This is a genomic window from Xanthomonas sp. PPL134, from assembly GCF_040595915.1.
Classification (GTDB): domain Bacteria; phylum Pseudomonadota; class Gammaproteobacteria; order Xanthomonadales; family Xanthomonadaceae; genus Xanthomonas_A; species Xanthomonas_A indica.
The window spans coordinates 168,251-184,203 of record NZ_JAMDLL010000004.1; the positions used below are offsets into that span (position 1 = coordinate 168,251).

12 protein-coding genes are annotated in these 15,953 nt (G+C 70.5%); 10 read left to right on the forward strand and 2 right to left on the reverse strand.

What is annotated here, in order from left to right:
* Nucleotides 1-269: 269 nt before the first annotated feature.
* The gene (locus M3U25_RS10620; protein WP_355498957.1) at nucleotides 270-2,252 is read right to left on the reverse strand and encodes a sigma-54-dependent Fis family transcriptional regulator; all 1,983 of its coding nucleotides are present in this window, start codon (nucleotides 2,250-2,252) and stop codon (nucleotides 270-272) included.
* A gap of 280 nt (nucleotides 2,253-2,532) precedes the next feature.
* Entirely contained in the window at nucleotides 2,533-3,465 is a 933-nt protein-coding gene (locus M3U25_RS10625) for a carbohydrate kinase family protein (protein ID WP_010343691.1), read from the reverse strand.
* Between the two features lie 260 nt (nucleotides 3,466-3,725).
* Here M3U25_RS10625 and M3U25_RS10630 point away from each other — a divergent pair, with 260 nt between their 5' ends.
* The 10 genes from M3U25_RS10630 (at nucleotide 3,726) to M3U25_RS10675 (ending at nucleotide 15,933) form a co-directional block, all read left to right on the forward strand.
* Nucleotides 3,726-4,772, forward strand: coding sequence for a rod shape-determining protein (locus M3U25_RS10630; RefSeq protein WP_010343692.1), 1,047 nt, complete (start codon nucleotides 3,726-3,728; stop codon nucleotides 4,770-4,772).
* A gap of 170 nt (nucleotides 4,773-4,942) precedes the next feature.
* A complete protein-coding gene (mreC, locus tag M3U25_RS10635) occupies nucleotides 4,943-6,049 on the forward strand; it encodes a rod shape-determining protein MreC (RefSeq protein ID WP_355498953.1) in 1,107 nt (368 codons plus the stop codon).
* A complete protein-coding gene (gene mreD / locus M3U25_RS10640) occupies nucleotides 6,046-6,531 on the forward strand; it encodes a rod shape-determining protein MreD (protein WP_010343694.1) in 486 nt (161 codons plus the stop codon). The genes mreC and mreD overlap by 4 nt, the downstream gene beginning before the upstream one ends.
* A 1-nt stretch (nucleotide 6,532) precedes the next feature.
* Nucleotides 6,533-8,593 (forward strand): penicillin-binding protein 2, encoded by a 2,061-nt coding sequence (gene mrdA / locus M3U25_RS10645; protein ID WP_355498949.1) that lies wholly within the window; start codon nucleotides 6,533-6,535, stop codon nucleotides 8,591-8,593.
* Entirely contained in the window at nucleotides 8,590-9,696 is a 1,107-nt protein-coding gene (gene rodA, locus M3U25_RS10650) for a rod shape-determining protein RodA (protein WP_160945449.1), read from the forward strand. Before mrdA ends, rodA begins: the two co-directional genes overlap by 4 nt.
* 325 nt (nucleotides 9,697-10,021) lie before the next feature.
* Nucleotides 10,022-11,362 (forward strand): AcvB/VirJ family lysyl-phosphatidylglycerol hydrolase, encoded by a 1,341-nt coding sequence (locus M3U25_RS10655; RefSeq protein ID WP_355498945.1) that lies wholly within the window; start codon nucleotides 10,022-10,024, stop codon nucleotides 11,360-11,362.
* Nucleotides 11,359-12,789 carry a glycosyl hydrolase family 28 protein gene (locus M3U25_RS10660; RefSeq protein ID WP_355498942.1) on the forward strand — a complete coding sequence of 477 codons (1,431 nt, stop codon included), beginning with the start codon at nucleotides 11,359-11,361 and terminating at the stop codon, nucleotides 12,787-12,789. Before M3U25_RS10655 ends, M3U25_RS10660 begins: the two co-directional genes overlap by 4 nt.
* Before the next feature lie 275 nt (nucleotides 12,790-13,064).
* Nucleotides 13,065-14,204, forward strand: a complete 1,140-nt coding sequence (locus M3U25_RS10665; RefSeq protein ID WP_355498939.1) for an NAD(P) transhydrogenase subunit alpha — start codon at nucleotides 13,065-13,067, stop codon at nucleotides 14,202-14,204.
* Nucleotides 14,205-14,207: 3 nt separating this feature from the next.
* On the forward strand, nucleotides 14,208-14,522 hold the full coding sequence (locus M3U25_RS10670) for an NAD(P) transhydrogenase subunit alpha (RefSeq protein ID WP_017909700.1): 315 nt from the start codon (nucleotides 14,208-14,210) through the stop codon (nucleotides 14,520-14,522).
* A gap of 4 nt (nucleotides 14,523-14,526) precedes the next feature.
* Complete coding sequence (locus M3U25_RS10675) at nucleotides 14,527-15,933, forward strand: NAD(P)(+) transhydrogenase (Re/Si-specific) subunit beta (RefSeq protein ID WP_355498936.1); 1,407 nt, start codon at nucleotides 14,527-14,529, stop codon at nucleotides 15,931-15,933.
* Nucleotides 15,934-15,953: the final 20 nt, after the last annotated feature.

The window sequence follows — 15,953 nt, forward strand, 5'->3', positions numbered from 1 at the left end:
TCAGCCGCGACCGCGAGGCCGAAAAGCTTCTGGCTTCGACACAGCCGGGACTCAAGCTTCCGCCGCAGGTTGCGCGGTCTCACCGACTCGCCGGCTGTTGCGGGAGCGACTTCCGTCGCGACATCGAAGCCAGGCATCTTCCAGCCGTCTCAGCGGTCGGGATGCGAATACCGGCAGCACTCACGCCGCTACCGAATGGCAAGTCGCGACAGACGAGCCTGCATTCGCGATGCGCAGCAAGGTCCGCAAGGGCGCGACACTGCCGCGGCTCACACCGTCGCCAACCCATGCTTGCGCAACTTGCGATACAAGGTGTTGCGGCTGATGCCCAGCGCATCGGCGGTGCGGCTGACGTTCCAGCGGTGGCGCTCGAGTTGCTGTTGCAGCACGCTGCGCTCGGCGCTGTCCAGGGCGACGCGGCCGGGTACGCCGTCGGCGGCGTGCGCATCGTCGCCGAGCAGGCACGGCCCGCTGTCGGCGTCGACGATCTCCTGCGGCAGGTTGGGGATGCGGATGACACCGTCGGCGCACAGCACGGCGGCGGTGCGCAGCACGTTGCGTAGCTGCCGCAGGTTGCCGGGCCAGGCATAGCTGAGCAGCTTGTGCAGGGCGTCCTCGCTGATGCGCACCGGTTGCTCGCCGCTCTCCTCGCGCAACAGGGTGCGGATCAGTTCGGCCTTGTCGCTACGCTCGCGCAGCGGCGGCAGGTGCAGCACCACGCCGTTGAGCCGGTAGTACAAATCCTCGCGGAAGCCGCCGGTGCCCACCATCTGCGCCAGGTCGCGGTGGCTGGCGCTGATCACGTGCAGTTCCAGCGGCATCGCGCGGTCGCTGCCCAGCGGCGTCACGCTCTGTTCCTCCAGCACGCGCAGCAGGCGCGTCTGCAAGGGCAGTGGCATGTCGCCGATCTCGTCCAGGAACAAGGTGCCGCCGCTGGCCTGCAGCAGCTTGCCGTGGCGTCCTTCGCGCGCGGCATCGGTGAAGGCGCCGCGCGCGTAGCCGAACAGTTCGCTCTCGATCAGCGCTTCGGGAATCGCCGCGCAGTTCACCGCCACGAACGGCCGGTCGGCCCAGGGCGAGCTGCGGTGCACCGCCTTGGCGAATTCTTCCTTGCCGGTGCCGGTGGCGCCGCACAGCAGGATCGACACGCGGTGCTTGGCCAGCTTCAGCGCATTGTCCAGGTTGTGCAGCACGCGCGGATCGGAGCCGACATGGTCGTTGGCCCGTGCAGCCTGGCCATCCTCGCCGGCGGCGCGCGTTCGGCCGGCAGCGATGCGCGCGCGCGGCGGCTGCGCCAGGGCGAAGAAGCGGCGGCCGTGGCAGGCGCAGCGGATCGACCACAGGGTGCTGGCATCGTTGCGCGCGCGCTGCTCCAGCGTATCGAAATCCAGCTGCATCACCTGGGCGATGTCGCGCCCGACCAGTGCGGTGCGATCGGGCTTGCCCAGCTGTTCCAGCGTCGCCTCGTTGACCGCGAGCACGCGGCCGTCGCCGCCGACCGCGATCAGCGCCTCGTGCAGCAGCCCGGCGAACTCCGGACGGCTATGGAAGCGCAGGATCCACGCATGCCGGTACTGCTCCAGGAAATACGCGCGGGCGATCTGCGCCGCCGACATGCGCACCAGCGCGCCGGTATGGCATTGCACCAGCTTGGTGTCGCGCGCATCGGGCGTGGACGCGTCCAGTACCGCCAGCAGGTGGCCCTGCGGATCCAGGATCGGCGCACCGCTGCACGACAGCGGCAGATGCCGCTCCAGGTAATGCTCGCCCCTGTGCACGCTCAGCGCGCTGCACTCCACCGCGCAGGTGCCGATGCCGTTGGTGCCCTGGTAGCGTTCGGCCCAGCTGGCGCCGCAGAACAGCCCGGTCTCGCGGAACGCGCGCAGCAGCGCCGGATCCTGCACGCTGTGCAGCACGGTGGCCTCGGTATCGGCGAACACCACCGCGTAGCTGCCGCCGGCGATCTGTTCGTAGAGATTCTCCATCTCCACCTTGGCGATGCGCAGTAGCGCCTCCAGCCGCTGCTGGCGCTCGCGCAGCTGGCCGTTGTCGTGGACCATCGGCAAGGGATGGGTGTCCGGGTCCAGGCCGTAGTCGTCGAGGCAGCGCCGCCAGGAGCGCGCCAGGGCAGGCGGCAACGGATCGATCTGGCGGAACCGGCGCATCCGCGCCAGCAAGGCGGACTCGGCCTCGGCGGCCGATGGCGCCGAGGCCGCGGCCTGCGGGAGGTTGGCTACAGTCAACTCCGACACGTGGCGCCCCTCGATCCGACCCCGGATCAGGCCGCCAGTGACGCACAATCGGGTGCCGGGCTCAAACCGCAGTGCAGCAAAAGCGGGGATTGGGGAGTCGGGATTGGGGAATGGCAAGAGCGGCTTGGCTGGTGTGGATACCGTTCGCGCTGCGGCCAAAACGAAAAAACCGCGCGAGCGCGCGGTTCTTCGTGGCTTCAAGGCGCCGGCTTCCTGCTTTTGCGACTCCCCAATCCCGACTCCCGGCTTTTCAGCAGCCGAATGGCTGATCATCCCTGCCTTACAACGCGTAGCCGAACTGCTGCTTGAACTGGTCGTTGAATTCGTCGAAGTCGAAGCGCTGGTTCTGCGTGCCCGGGTGCTCGACCTTCAGGGCGCCCATCAGGTTGCCCATGCGGCCGATGGTCAGCCAGTCGCAGCCGCGCTGGATGCCGAAGATCAGGCCGGCACGGAAGGCGTCGCCGCAGCCGGTGGGGTCGACCACGCGGCGCTCGTGCGCCGGCGGGATGTCGTAGGTCTTCTCGGGGGTGTGCACCAGCGCGCCCTTCGGGCCCTGGGTGGTGATGTAGGCCTGCACGCGCGAGACGATGTCCTTCTCGTCCCAGCCGGTGCGCTCCTGCAGCAGGTTGGACTCGTAGTCGTTGACCACCACGTAGTCGGCCTGCTCGATGAACTGGCGCAGCTCCGGGCCGTTGAACAGCGGCATGGCCTGGCCGGGGTCGAAGATGAACGGCACGCCGCCGGCGCTGAATTCCTCGGCGTTCTGGATCATGCCCTCGCGCCCGTCCGGGCCGACCAGGCCCAGGGTCACGCCCGGCACGTCCTTCACGTGGTTCTCGTAGCTGCGCATCATCGCCCCGGGGTGGAAGGCGGTGATCTGGTTGTTGTCGTGGTCGGTGGTGATGAACGCCTGCGGGGTGAACAGTTCCTCGATCACCTTGACCCGCGACAGGTCGATGCCCAGCGCCTGGAAATGCTCGCGGTACGGGCCGAAGTCCTGGCCCACGGTGCCCATCGGAATCGGGTGCCCGCCCAGCAGGTGCAGGTTGTAGGCGATGTTGCCGGCGCAGCCGCCGAATTCGCGGCGCATCCGCGGCACCAGGAACGACACGTTCAGGATGTGCACCTTGTCCGGCAGGATGTGGTTCTTGAACTGGTCCGGGAACACCATGATGGTGTCGTAAGCGAGAGAACCACAGATCAGTGCAGACATCGGGCAGGCCTTGGCGGAGGGATGAGCCCGCATTCAGGCGGGCGAGGGGCGGGGTCGCCGCGGCGCAAAGGGTAACGGCTGCGGCCCGGCAGGGCCAGAACCACGATCCGCGGCGGTCCCGGCAATGCCGCGCAACGCTCGGTTTTAGCGAGAATTTTCCTTGCCCGCACCCAGGCGGATTGCTAGGCTAGCGGACTTCGTTTTCTGCCCATTTTTTCGCCATTCTGGCGACGGCGCGCGCCCCAGGACCCAATCCCCCGATGTTCAAGAAACTCCGCGGCATGTTCTCCAACGACCTGTCCATCGATCTGGGCACGGCCAACACCCTCATCTACGTGCGTGGCCAGGGCATCGTGCTGAACGAACCGTCGGTGGTGGCGGTGCGCCAGGACCGGGCGATCGGCGGCACCCGCTCGGTGGCCGCGGTGGGCGCGGAGGCCAAGCAGATGCTCGGCCGCACGCCGGGCCACATCACCACCATCCGCCCGATGAAGGACGGCGTCATCGCCGACTTCACCTACACCGAGGCGATGCTGAAGCATTTCATCAAGAAGGTGCACAAGTCGCGCTTCCTGCGCCCCAGCCCGCGCGTGCTGGTGTGCGTGCCGGCCGGCTCCACCCAGGTGGAGCGCCGCGCGATCAAGGAATCGGCCGAGGAGGCGGGCGCCCGCGACGTGTATCTGATCGAGGAACCGATGGCCGCGGCGATCGGCGCCGGCATGCCGGTGACCGAGGCGCGCGGCTCGATGGTCATCGACATCGGCGGCGGCACCACCGAGGTGGCGGTCATTTCGCTGAACGGCATCGTCTATTCGCAGTCGGTGCGCATCGGCGGCGACCGCTTCGACGAGTCGATCACCAACTACGTGCGCCGCAACCACGGCATGCTGATCGGCGAGGCCACGGCCGAGCGGATCAAGCTGGAGATCGGCTGCGCCTACCCGCAGGCGGTGGTGCAGGAGATGGAGATCTCCGGCCGCAACCTCGCCGAGGGCGTGCCGAAGATGATCAAGATCAACTCCAACGAAGTGCTGGAAGCGCTGCACGAGCCGCTGTCGGGCATCGTCTCGGCGGTCAAGCTGGCGCTGGAGCAGACCCCGCCGGAACTGTGCGCCGACGTCGCCGAGCGCGGCATCGTGCTGACCGGCGGCGGTGCGCTGCTGCGCGACCTGGACCGGCTGATCTCCGAGGAAACCGGCCTGCACGTGCAGGTCGCCGACGATCCGCTGACCTGCGTGGCCCGCGGCGGCGGCCGTGCGCTGGAGCTGGTGGACATGCACGGCAACGAGTTCTTCGCACCGGAGTAAATGTGAGGCCGGGAATGGGCAGTGGGGAATGGGGAATAGAATGGCCCCTCCGACGCTGCCCTGACGGCGCCGTCTCCACTCGCCTGCCTGCGCCCCGGCCTGATCGCGCCGGGAGCGCGCCATTGCGTTCCGATTCCCCACTCCCGATTCCCCATTCCCGGCTTTAGCCCGTGCCTCCTTACGCCGGTCCTCCCGTCACCGCCCGCCCCGGCGAATCCGCCAGCACGCCGCGCCTGCTGGTCTACCTGGCGCTGGCGCTGGTGCTGATCGTGCTCGACGCGCAGGCCGACTGGCTGGCCCGCCTGCGCAGCCAGGCCACGGTGCTGGTGCAGCCGATCTGGGCGCTGGCCGGCCTGCCCGGGCGGTTGGGCACCCAGGTGCAGGAGAACGCGGCCAGCCACGCGCAACTGGTCAAGGAAAACCGCGCGTTGCGCAACGAACTGCTGATCGCCAAGGCGCGCCTGACCCGGCTGCAGACCGCGGCGCTGGACAATGCGCAGCTGCGCGAACTGCTGGGCGTGGCCGAGCGCCGCGGCCTGGACGTGCAACTGGCGCCGATCCTGGACATCGACCTGGACCCGACCCGGCAGCGGCTGGTGCTCGATGCCGGCAGCCGCGACGGTGTGCACGTCGGCCAGGCGGTGATCGACGCCGGCGGCCTGATGGGCCAGGTGATCGCGGTGACCCCGCTGCATTCCACCGTGCTGCTGCTGACCGATCCCGACCACGCGGTGCCGGTGACGGTGGCGCGCAACGGCGTGCGCCTGATCGTCTACGGCCGCGGCGGCAGCCTGGAACTGCGCGACATCCCGCTCAGCGCCGGGGTCGAGGTGGGCGACGAGATCGTCACCTCCGGCCTGGGCGGCCGCTTCCCGGCCGGCTTCCCGGTCGGCACCATCTCCGCCCTGCGCCCGGACGACACCCACGCCTTCCTGGTCGGCGAACTGAAGCCGGCGGCGAAGCTGGACCGGGGGCGGGATGTGTTGTTGCTGAAGAGCCGGGAATGGGGAATCGGGAATCGGGAATTGTCGAAGCCGGCGTCTGCGGCAGCGGAAGGAGCCTCGCCCGTGGCTGGAGCAGCACACAGCGGTGACGCCAAGCCAGCGCAGGGCGTGACCCAAGCCTCCGCAACCGGAACTGCCGCCTCGACATCGCCAAATGTGCACCCGTCCGGCATCGCGACCACCCCGCCGCCGACCAAGCCGGCACGCGCGGCATCCGATTCCCGACTCCCCATTCCCGATTCCCGCCCGGCTCCAAAGGAGACGGGCCAATGAGCCGCCTGCGCAGCAAAGGCTGGGTGCTCCCGGTCAGCGTGATCGTGGCGCTGTTGCTGGGCTTGATGCCGTTGCCGCTGGTGGTGCAGCCGCTGCGGCCGTACTGGCTGGCGCTGGTGGTGGCGTACTGGGTGATCGAGACGCCGGACAAGGTCGGGCTGGGCTTCGCCTTCGCGGTCGGGGTGCTGGCCGATCTGCTGTACGGCGGGGTGCTGGGCGAGCAGGCGCTGCGGCTGGTGATCCTGAGCTTCATCCTGCAGCGCTTCCGCGCGCGCATCCGCTTCTTTCCGATGTCGCAGCAGGCGCTGGCGATCGGCGGCCTGCTGGTCAACGACCGCATCGTCGCCGCGGCGGTGCACCTGGCGGTCGGCGAGCCGACGCTGCCGTGGAACTACTGGTGGGCGCCGCTGCTGGGCATGGCGCTGTGGCCGCCGCTGTTCGTGCTGCTGGACGCGCTGCGGCTGGGCCGGCGGAGCAAGTAGCATGGCCCTGCACCCGCGCCGCGCGCAGAAGAACCCGCACGCCGAGGCCGAGCAGTTCCGGCGCCGCGCGGCGCTGGGCTTTCTCGGCGTGCTGGTGGCGTTGCTCGGCCTGGGCGGCTGGTACTTCAAGCTGCAGGTGCTGGACCACGACGTCTACGCCACCCGCTCCGACGCCAACCGCATCAAGCCGCGGCCGGTGGTGCCCGGGCGCGGCATGATCTACGACCGCAACGGCCGCCTGCTGGCCGAGAACGTCCCCGCGTTCCGGCTCGACGTGACCCCGGACAAGGTCGCCGACATGGACGCGCTGCTGGCCGAGCTGGGCAAGGTCATCGCGCTGTCGCCGGAAGACATCGAGCGTTTCCAGGCCGCGCGCAAGGCCAGCCGCAGCTTCCGCCCGATCACCCTGAAGCTGCGCGTCAGCGAGGAGGAGCGGGCGCGCTTCGCGGTGGACCGCTGGCGCTTCCCGGGCGTGGAGCTGGAGCCCTACCTGACCCGGCACTACCCCTACGGCGACCTGTTCGCGCACGTCATCGGCTATGTCGGCCGCATCGACGAGAAGGATCTGGAGGCGCTGGGCGAGGGCAACGCCGCGCTCACCCACATCGGCAAGTCCGGGCTGGAGCGCTATTACGAGGAGGAGCTGCGCGGCAAGGTCGGCTACGAGCAGGTCGAGACCAACGTGCAGGGCCGCGCGATCCGCACCGTCGGCCGGGTACCGGCGCAGTCCGGCGCCGACCTGCGCCTGTCCATCGACGCCGACCTGCAGCGCGCCATGGTCGCCGCGTTCGGCGACTACCAGGGCTCGGCCATCGCCATCGATCCGCGCACCGGCGAGATCCTGGCCATGGTCAGCCTGCCGTCCTACGACCCCAACCTGTTCGTCAACGGCATCTCCCATGCCGATTTCCAGGCGCTCAACAGCGACCCGTCGCGGCCGCAGTTCAACCGCCTGGTGCTGGGCGGCGTGGCGCCTGGCTCCACCATCAAGCCGTTCATGGGCCTGGCCGGCCTGGACAGCGGCACCCGCCGTCCGGAGGACAAGATCCTCTCCACCGGCATGTTCTACCTGCCCGGGGTCAGCCGCGGCTGGGGCGACTCGCACCGCGGCGGCCATGGCTGGACCGACCTGCGCAAGTCCATCGCGCAATCGGTGAACACCTACTACTACAAGCTGGCCATCGACATGGGCATCACCAAGGTCGACCAGTACATGACCCGCTACGGCTTCGGCGTGCCCACCGGCATCGACCTGGTCGGCGAGACCGGCGGCATCGTGCCGTCGCCGGCGTACAAGGCCAAGAGCCGCAAGGAGGCCTGGTACCCCGGCGACACGGTCAACATCGCCATCGGCCAGGGCGACTGGAAGGTGACGCCGCTGCAACTGGTGCGCGGGGTCGCCGGCATCGCCGATGGGCAGTTGCGCACGCCGCACCTGGTGATGGCCACGCGCCAGGCCTTCGACCAGCCGTGGGCGCCGGTGCAGCCGGGCACGAGCAAGCCGATCAGCGACAACCCCAGCAATCTGCAGGCGGTGCGCGAAGGCATGATGGACACCATGCGCCCGGGCGGCAGCGGCTATTCCATCACCGTCGGCGCGCCGTACCAGATGGCGGGCAAGACCGGCACCGCGCAGGTGGTCAGCCGCAAGGGCATCGCCGCGGTCGATCCGCGCAGCCTGCCGATGCACCTGCGCCACCGCTCGCTGTTCGAGGGCTTCGCGCCCGCCGACAAGCCCACCATCGCCCTGGCGATCGCGGTGGAAGGCGGCGGCTACGGCGCCAGTACCGCCGCGCCGATCGCGCGCAAGATCTTCGACGCCTGGCTGCTCGGCCGGCTGCCGCCCGGGGTCGAGCCGCTGGACAGCCTGCGCGGCGCCACCGCGTTCGGCAGCCATCTGTACTACGCCGAGGATCCGGGTTCGCGCAGCGCAGCCGATGCGGCCGCACTGGCCGCCGGTGAGCGCCCGGTGCTGATCGGCCAGGCCGAGGTGGACGCCGCAGCGGTGCCGCTGCCGGCCGCGCCGCCGCCGATCCCCGACGAGATTCCGGACGAGCGATGAAGGATTTCCTGCGCTGGCTGGTCGAGATCGGCGGCCGCTTCACCCGTACCCTGGACTGGCCGCTGTGCCTGGCCCTGGGCGCGCTGATGGCAATGGGCCTGGCGGTGCTCAAGAGCGCCGGCGGCATGCACCTGGTGATGGCGCAGGGCGCGCGCTTCGCCATCGGTGCGGCGGCGATGTGGAGCCTGTCGCGGGTGTCGGCGCTGCGCCTGCGCGCCTGGACCCCGCTGATCTACGCGCTGTCGATGCTGCCGCTGCTGGCGGTGTTCGTGCTCGGCACCGGCAAGTACGGGCGGCAGTGGCTGGACCTGAAGGTGTTCTACCTGCAGCCGGCCGAGTTGCTGAAGATCAGCATGCCGATGATGGTGGCCTGGTACCTGCACCGCATGCCGCTGCCGCCGCGCATCCCCACGGTGCTGGTCAGCGCGGTCATCATCGGCATTCCCACCGCCTTGATCATGCTGCAGCCGGACTTCGGCACCGGCGTGCTGATCGCCGCCAGCGGCGGCTTCGTGCTGCTGCTGGCCGGTTTGCCGTGGTGGTGGGTGGGCATCGCCGTCGGCGGCGTCGCCGCGGCCGCGCCGGTGGCCTGGCTGTGGCTGCTGCGGCCCTACCAGAAGGACCGCATCATGATGTTCCTCAACCCGGAGAACGATGCGCTCGGCGCCGGCTGGAACATCATCCAGTCCAAGATCGCGATCGGCTCCGGCGGCCTGCACGGCAAGGGCTGGGGCCTGGGCTCGCAGTCGCACCTGAACTTCATTCCCGAGCAGACCACCGACTTCGCCTTCTCCGTGCTCAGCGAGGAGTTCGGCTGGATCGGCGTGGCCACGGTGCTGACCCTGTACCTGATTGTGATCGGGCGTTGCCTGTGGATCGCCTCGCAGGCGCGCGACACCTTCTCGCGGCTGCTGGCCGGCGCCACCGGCCTGGCCTTCTTCGTCTACGTGCTGGTCAACGGCGGCATGATCTCCGGGCTGCTGCCGGTGGTCGGCGTGCCGATGCCGCTGATGAGCTACGGCGGCACCTCGGCGGTGTCGCTGCTGGCCGGGCTGGGCCTGGTGATGGCGGTGAAGGCGCATCGTCCGGTGCACGGGTACTGAGCCAGCGGTACGGCGGCCGGCGCTCGCTGGCTTAACCGCGCCCGCGAGACAGGTTGCCGCATGATTGCGGCGCGTGTCGCGCTTGCGCACAATGCGCGCCGATGCCACGTGACGCGCGCCGCTCCCCCCGGCCCACACGCGTGCAGGAACTTCTGGGCAGGCAGGTGCGACCCCGCGCATCCATCCCAGCCCACATCGCCGAGGCACCCCACGCAGCGCATCCGCCGATCCGGGCCCTGGCCCGTCCGTCCGCGTCGTCCGCCGCTCCCTCGCCGTTCCCGTGGTTGTCCCGATGCTCGGCGCTGGCCGAGATGGATGCGTGTCGATGAAATTCCTGCGCGTGTTGCTGTTGACGAGCGTGGTGCTGGGCCTGAGCGGCTACGCGCTGCTGCGCTATTACTTTCCGCCGGGGGCGCTGCACGCCCGCGGCTACGGCCGCGCCACCCTGGTGCATCCGCAGGGCGCGCCGCAGGGCCTGGTGATCCTGCTGGCCAGCGGCAGCCCGGCGCAGCGGCAGGACGCTGCGCAGCGCATCGCCGCCAGCGGCGCGCTGGTGGCGGTGGTCGACGGCCAGCGCTATCTCAAGCACCTGCGCCGTGGCGGCCACGGGTGCGACAAGGCCTGGCACGATGCCGAGCAGTTGAGCCGGCGGCTGCAGCGGCAGTTGCACGGCGACAACTACTACCTGCCGGTGCTGGCCGGCACCGGGACTGCCGCCACGCTGGCCGAGCGCATCGTCGGGGCCGCGCCCACCGCGACCCTGGGCGGCGCCATCGGCGTGGCGCCCGCGCCGACCGAGGTCTGCGCCGGCACTGCCGCCGCCACCCCGGCGCAGGGCTTCGTCGACACCGTGGCGGCGCCGGCCGACGGCGGCGTGGATGCCGCGTTGGCGGCACGGGTCGCCGCGCACCTGCATGCGCGCGGCCGCGGCGGCGCGCTGGACGACCTGCCGCTGACCGAACTGCCGTCGACCATCCCGGGCGCGCCGCTGGCCATCGTGCTGTCCGGCGACGGCGGCTGGCGCGACATCGACAAGGGCATGGCCGAGGCCTTGCAGCGCCGCGGCATCGCCGTGGTCGGCTGGGACAGCCTGCGCTACTTCTGGCGGGCCAAGCCGCCGGCGCGGGCCAGCGCCGACCTGAGCCGGGTCATCGCCTATTACCAGCAGCGCTGGCGGCCGCAGAAGATCCTGCTGGTCGGCTATTCCTTCGGCGCCACCGCGCTGCCGTTCATGGTCAACCGGCTGCCGCCGGCGCAGCGCGAGCAGGTCGGCCTGGTCGCATTGCTGGGCCTGGAGCACAAGGCCGATTTCCAGATCCGCGTGCGCGGCTGGTTCAATCTCGGCGACGCCGACGACGCGCTGCCGGTGCTGCCGGAGCTGGCGCGCATCGCCCCGGCGCAATTGCTGTGCGTGTACGGCGACAAGGAAACCGATACGCTCTGCCCGCAACTGCGCGCGCGCGGCGCGGAGGTGGTGGTGTTGCACGGCGGTCACCATTTCGACCAACACCCGGCAGGGTTGGCGACGATCGTCGACGACCGTTGGCAGCAGCTGTCCGCCGGCGCGCAGCCCATCGCCGAATTGCGAACGCAGCCGCACCCCGCGCCGGCCGCGGCGGCGCCCTCGGCCACGCCGCAGCCAGCGCAGGGCGCACTCCGGCAATGACCTCACCCATGCGCGCGGCGCTGCTGCTCGGCGGCCTGCTCGCCACCGCTGCGTTCGGCAGTAGCGCGGCGACCGGCGATTCCCGCCGTGTCGTCGAACCGCAGCTGCCGTCGCTGTGCACCACGCTCGACGCTAGCTTGCAGGCGCAGCAACGCCGCTTCGCCGACGCGCAGGAACGCAACCCGCCGGACACCGCGCGCATCCAGGCCGCGCTCGACCGCTGCGCCGACGGCGCGCACGGCATGGTGCTGCTGCGCGCCGGCCGCGGCACGGCCTTCCTCAGCGGGCCGTTGACGATGCGCAGCAACACCACGCTGGCGATCGACAGCGGCGTGACCCTGTTCGCCTCGCGCCAGCCCGCCGACTACCAGGTGCCCGGCCGCAGCGCCTGCGGCCAGGCGGCGACGCGCAGCGGCAGCTGCCGCGCGCTGATCACCCTGCAGGGGCGTGCCCTGGGCGTGATGGGCGTGCGCGACGCCGCCGGCCACCAGGGCAGCATCGACGGCCGCGGCGACCTGCCGATGCTCGTCGGCAGCGACAGCTGGTGGCAGTTCGCGCGCAGCGCCAAGGCCGCCGGCCTGACCCAGAACGCCCCCGACCTGATCCGCGCCCAGGACGTCGCCGATCTGCAGCTCTACCACCTCAACCTGCTCGACGCGCCGTACTTCCACCTGTTCGTGCACGGCGGCGACGGGGTCACCGTGTGGGGCGTGCGGGTCAGGGCGCCAGCCAACAGCCCCAATACCGACGGCCTGGATCTGGACAGCGTGCGCAACGCGACCCTGGCCGACAACGACGTGATGGCCGGCGACGACGGCGTCGCGATCAAGACCAGCGCGGCGCGCTCGGCCGACATCACCGTGCGCGACTCGCGCTTCTACGGCACCCACGGCATCTCCATCGGCAGCGAGGTGATGTACGGCGTCGGCAACGTGCTGGTGGACGGCAACAGCGTGGTCGGCCACGACGCCGACGGCATCGTGGCCACCGACAACAACGGCCTGCGCATCAAGACCGGCCTGGCCAAGGGCGGTCCGGTGCGCGACGTGCTCTACCGCAACACCTGCCTGTTCGGCGTGGCCAGGCCGCTGGTGATCACGCCGCTGTACGGCCACGACCGCGGTGGCAGCCGCAGCGGCAGCGTGCCCAGCTTCACCGGCATCGTGGTCGATGGCCTGCGCGCGCAGGACACGCCGGCGGGCAAGGGCAGCACGGTGCAGGGCTACAGCGCCGCGACGCCGCTGGACCTGGTGCTGGCGCACGTGGCCGCCGACGTCACCGCCCTGCAGGCCAGCAACGCACGCATCGGCGTGGACCAGTCCGACCTGCACTTGAGCGAGGACAGCAGCGCGGCCTCGACCTATGCGACCACGCTCGCCGGGTCGGTCCCTGCCTGCAGCAGCGCGCCGGTGTTCCCGGCCCTGTAGCCCGCACGCGCAACGCCGGCGGCCATTCGGCGCGCGCCCGCGTGGCGGGAGCGGTTGGTGTCTGCGCCTTGCGGCTTTGATGGCGTGCGCCGCCACGCACTGCAATCGTTCGCACGTGATGCCAGCGTCCTGTCACACCGCAGCGTTCCGCCGCCTTGCTGCGCTCAGCGCGCGCGTTCTTTATGCGCGTGATGCGGCAGCGCGCTTGATCCGGATCAATGCCCGCGCGTCGGCCGGCGCGCACAGTGCACGCGTCCTCCAAGCGAGCCGCGATCATGGCGTTCACTGTTGCAGTCCTGAGGGAAGAACAGGCCGAGGAGCGCCGCGTGGCGATGGTGCCCGCGGTGCTGCCGAAGCTGGCCAGGCTGGGCGCACAGCTGCGCCTGCAGGCCGGTGCCGGCAGCGGTTCGCGATTGCCGGATGCTGCCTATGCCGGCGCCACCGTGCTCGACGATGCGCAAGAGGTGGTGGCCGGTGCGGACCTGCTGCTGGCCGTGCAGGCGCCATCGCTGCGCACGGTGGCGGCGATGCGCCCGGGCAGCATGCTGATCGCGATGCTGTACCCGGCCAAGCTGCCCGGCCTGCTGGAGCTGCTGTGCGAACGCCGCATCACCGCCTTCGCGATGGAGACCGTGCCGCGCATCAGCCGCGCGCAGGCGCTGGATGTGCTGTCCAGCCAGGCCGCGTTGGCCGGCTATTACGCGCCGCTGCTCGGCGCCGTGCATCTGCCGCGCATCCTGCCGATGATGACCACCGCGGTCGGTTCGCTGCGCGCCGCGCGCGTGCTGGTGATGGGCCTGGGCGTGGCCGGCCTGCAGGCGCTGGCCACCGCGCACCGGCTTGGCGCGATCACCGAAGGCTACGACGTGCGTCCGGAGACCCGCGAGCAGGCGCAGTCGGTCGGCGCGCGCTTCGTCGACACCGGCATCGACGCGCGCGGCGAGGGCGGCTATGCGCGCGAACTCAGCGCCGAGGAGCGGGCCAAGGCCGCATCGGTGCTGACCCAGCACATCCAGCAGGCCGATCTGATCATCACCACCGCCAATGTGCCCGGGCGCACCGCGCCGATCCTGATCGACCGCGAGCAGATCGCCGGCATGAAGCCCGGCGCGGTGATCGTGGATCTCGCCGCCGACAGCGGCGGCAACTGCGAAGGCAGCGTGCCGGGGCAGACCGTGGACGTCGGACCGGTCACCCTCGTCGCCCCCCGCAACGTGCCTTCGGCGTTGGCCCAGCACGCCAGCGAGCTGTACGCCAAGAACCTGCTGGGGCTGCTCGACCTGCTGGTGCGCGACGGCGCACTGGCGCCGGACTTCGACGATGCGGTGGTCGCCGGCACCGCGCTCACCCATGACGGCCGCCTCTGCCACCCACCGGTGCCGGCCGCCGCGCCCGTTCCCACCAAGGAGTCCTGAGTCATGTCCCTCGATCTGTCGATGAGCTGGCTGATCGCGTTGTACGTGTTCATGCTGGCCGCGTTCACCGGCTACGAAGTGATCGGCAAGGTGCCGTCGATCCTGCACACGCCGCTGATGTCCGGTTCCAACTTCGTCCACGGCATCGTCGTGGTCGGTGCGATGCACGCGCTGTTCAATGCCGATACCGTCGCCGGCCAGGCGATCGGTTTCGTCGGCGTGTTGCTGGGCGCCGGCAATGCCGCCGGCGGCTACGTGGTCACCGACCGCATGCTGGCGATGTTCAAGCCCAGCGCCGCGCCGGCCGCGAAGGAGTAGCGCCATGCTCTCGCTCCTGGTGGAACTGAGCGGATTCGCCGCGGCCTTGTTGTTCATCCTCGGCCTCAAGCGCATGTCCTCGCCGGTGACCGCGCTGCGCGGCATCGTCCTGGCGGGGATCGGCATGCTGGTGGCGGTGGCCGCCGCCTTCGGCTATCTCGCCGACCTGCAGCCCGCGGCGCGTCCGCATGCGCTGACCAACCTGGCCCTGGCGCTGCTGGCGTTGCTGCTGGGCGGTGCCTGGGCCTGGCGCAGCGGCCGCCGTGTCGCGGTGACCGCGATGCCGCAGATGGTGGCGCTGTACAACGGCATGGGCGGCGGCGCAGCCGCGGCGGTGGCCGGGGTCGCGCTGACCGCGCGGCAGCCGCAGCAGGGGGGCCTGCATCTGGCGGTGACCGTGCTCGGCGCGCTGATCGGCGCGATCTCGCTGTCCGGGTCGGTGATCGCCTGGGCCAAGCTCGATGGCCGCATCAACACCGCGTGGCGGTTCAAGGGGCAGAGCGCGTTCAATGCTGCGGTGTTCCTGGCCGCGCTGGTGCTCGGCACACTGGTGGTCACCGGTACGGGCGGCGCCTGGGCGGCACCAGCGTTCTTCGTTGCCGCGCTGGGCTTCGGCGTGCTGATGACGCTGCCGATCGGCGGCGCCGACATGCCGGTGGTGATCTCGCTGTACAACGCCTTCACCGGCCTTGCGGTGGGCCTGGAAGGCTTCGCCCTGCAGAACCCGGCGCTGATGATCGCCGGTATGGTGGTCGGCTCGGCCGGCACCCTGCTGACCGTGCTGATGGCCAAGGCGATGAACCGCTCGCTGGGCAACGTGTTGTTCAGCAATTTCGGCGACGGCGCCGCGGTAGTGCAGGGCGACGTGCAGGGCCGCATGACCGCGGTCGAGCCGGGCGATGCGGCGACGTCGATGCGCTACGCCTCCAGCGTGATCATCGTGCCGGGTTACGGCCTGGCCGTGGCGCAGGCGCAAGGGCGGCTGTACGAACTGGTGAAGCTGCTGCAGGCCGCCGGCGTCGACGTGAAGTTCGCCATCCATCCGGTCGCCGGGCGCATGCCCGGGCACATGAACGTGCTGCTGGCCGAAGCCGGCGTGCCGTACGACCTGATCTACGACATGGAGGACATCAACGACAGCTTCGCCAGCACCGACGTGGCGCTGGTGATCGGCGCCAACGACGTGGTCAACCCGGCGGCGCGCACCGACAAGGCCTCGCCGATCTACGGCATGCCGATCCTCAACGCCGACCAGGCGCATCAGGTCTACGTGATCAAGCGCGGCCAGGGCAAGGGCTACGCCGGCGTGGAGAACCTGCTGTTCTACGGCGACAACTGCGACATGGTCTACGGCGACGCCGCCGCGGTGCTCAACCGCATGGTGCAGGCGGTGAAGGAACTGGCCGCCTGACCCAGCCGCTTCCCGCGCCG